We start from the raw sequence: 2071 nt of genomic DNA, 5'->3' as shown, positions 1-2071 counted from the left end.
GCGGTCCACATCGCCGCGACCGTCTGCTACTGGTTATGAGTCCGGACCCTAGGGCCCGCGTTGAAGAACTGCCTCAGCTTGCCCCTCCACAGCCTATCCGTGAGAGGCTGCTTCAGGAACTGTTCGGCGACGTTTCCGAACGCGGTGCGTTGCGCCTGCGGGGAAGCGGCCTTCCTGACGAAGTCGCGGTCCGTGAGAACTTTTGCCCGCTCGGCGTCCGCCACCTTCTGAAAGTCCGCTCCCGCGGTCAGAACGACGAGGCCTTCGACGCGAGGCACGATCAGCGACTTGGTCTCGGGGTATTTCTTCATCGCGTGCGCGAGGATCGGACCCAAATCCCGCGCGATGCCCGTGACTTTCTTGACGGGCGATGAGTCCATATCCTTGCCGTCGAATGCGAAGGTCGACAACAGCCTGTCTCCGGTCGCGGCAGCGAGCAACCAATCACCCATCTCGTCGATGGATCTGGCGAGTGAGACGAGCAGCAGCTCGTATCGCATCGTCGCCGGCGCGAATCTTGCCAGCGCTAACCCGGTGGCGGTGACGAGCGGCAGCAGCGCCGACGTCACCGTCGACGGCCATGTCTCTTACGCCAACCCCCAGGCAAATTCGAGTAACAGCGTTGCCAGCACCATCAGCGTCGGCAATGTGGTGCGCACCGGCACCGGCTCCATAACGATCGCGGCTTCAGGTGATTTCGAACTGCTAGACACGACCGCGCCCGGCGCCGTCTACACGGCGGGCAGCGCCGTGGCGACGCCATCCGATTTCACGTCACCCGGCATGTCCTCGTCCTATGTCAGCAACCCCAATGGCCTGGTCAGCACGCCGACCTGGGCGGAGGGGGGCGGCTCTGTCACCGTCGCGGTGGGCGGGGACATCGTCGGCATCGAGACCACCTCGCTCGACGGCACTGCCAGTTGGGCCTCGTGGTATTACCACCTTATCAAGAGCAACGGCAATTCGACGGCGCAATTCACCGGGACAAACTCCAACAACGTTGCCGCCCGGCAGACGGCGGCCTGGATCAACTATGCCACCTATGCGGACGGCATCGGCGCGCTGGGCGGCGGCAATGTCACGCTGACGGCGGGTGGCAGCATCAAGGACGTCATCGTGTCCTTGCCGCAGACCATCGTGGTGAGCGGCGGCACCGCCGCGGTGCCCACCGCGACCGAGCACACCTATGGGGGCGGCAACCTGAAGGTCGAGGCCGGCGGCGACCTCGTCGGCGGCGCGGTTCTGGTCGGCGCCGGCACCGGAACCATCCGGATCGGCGGCGCGGTCACCGCGGACAGCGCCGGCAAGACCCTGAACCTCGCCGTGCAGGACGGCGTCATCAGCCTGATGGCCGGCGGCGCCATCACGCTGGGCGCGATCACCGATCCGGCGATGCTGAGAAATGACAGCCTGCTGGCCGCGCAGGCCTACACCCCGGGCGATGCTTTGCCCGGCGGCGTCATGGGCATTGGCTTGGGACCCTTCCTGGGCGCCCCGTTCACCAGCTACAGCGCCGGCAGCAGCGTGTCGCTGACCAGCGTCTCGGGCGACGTCGTCATCGGGGCGAGCTCGTCGGATAACCTGCTGCTGCCGGCCACGCTGGCGATCGACGCGGTCAGCGGCAGCATCCGGGTGAACACCTCGCTCGCCCTGATCCCGTCCGCCACCGGAACTCTGACCCTGCTGGCCGGCGGCTCGATCAGCACGCCTCTCTATTCGGCCGGGACCGGCGCCTTCGGCATCGCCATGCTGGACGGCACCTCGGCGTCCTATGTCGATCCGCTCGGCACGCCGGCACCCGCGGTGCTGTCGTCCGCCGTGCACGCCGGCGACGACGTTCCGGTCGTCATCTATGCGGGCCAGGACATCAGCGGCAGCTTCACGCTGATCAAGCCGGCCAAGGTCGAGGCCGGCCGCGACATCGTCAACATGAGCTTCATCGGCCGGAACAATTCTGCCTCCGACATCGCCAGCATCGTCGCCGGCCGCGACATCCGCGCGATATCGGCCATCACATACGGCCCCGGCGATTTCCCGGTCGAGGCCGGGCGCAATCTCGGCCCGTTGTACA

At 66.7% G+C, this 2071-nt stretch carries 2 protein-coding genes; one reads left to right on the top strand and one right to left on the bottom strand.

Going from position 1 to position 2071, the window contains the following annotated elements:
- Positions 1–26 precede the first annotated feature (26 nt).
- Entirely contained in the window at positions 27–410 is a 384-nt protein-coding gene (locus HXX10_RS28910; protein WP_296526970.1) for a hypothetical protein, read from the bottom strand.
- Between HXX10_RS28910 and HXX10_RS28905 the strand changes: the two genes are divergently transcribed.
- Positions 385–2071, top strand: a 1687-nt coding sequence (locus HXX10_RS28905) for a hypothetical protein (protein WP_296526968.1), incomplete at its 3' end; no start/stop codon positions are given. The genes HXX10_RS28910 and HXX10_RS28905 overlap by 26 nt on opposite strands.

The organism is Rhodoplanes sp., assembly GCF_013377085.1.
Taxonomy (GTDB): Bacteria; Pseudomonadota; Alphaproteobacteria; order Rhizobiales; family Xanthobacteraceae; genus Rhodoplanes.
The sequence above is the reverse complement of the archived record's forward strand: the minus strand, read 5'-3'. Positions and strand labels throughout refer to the sequence as shown.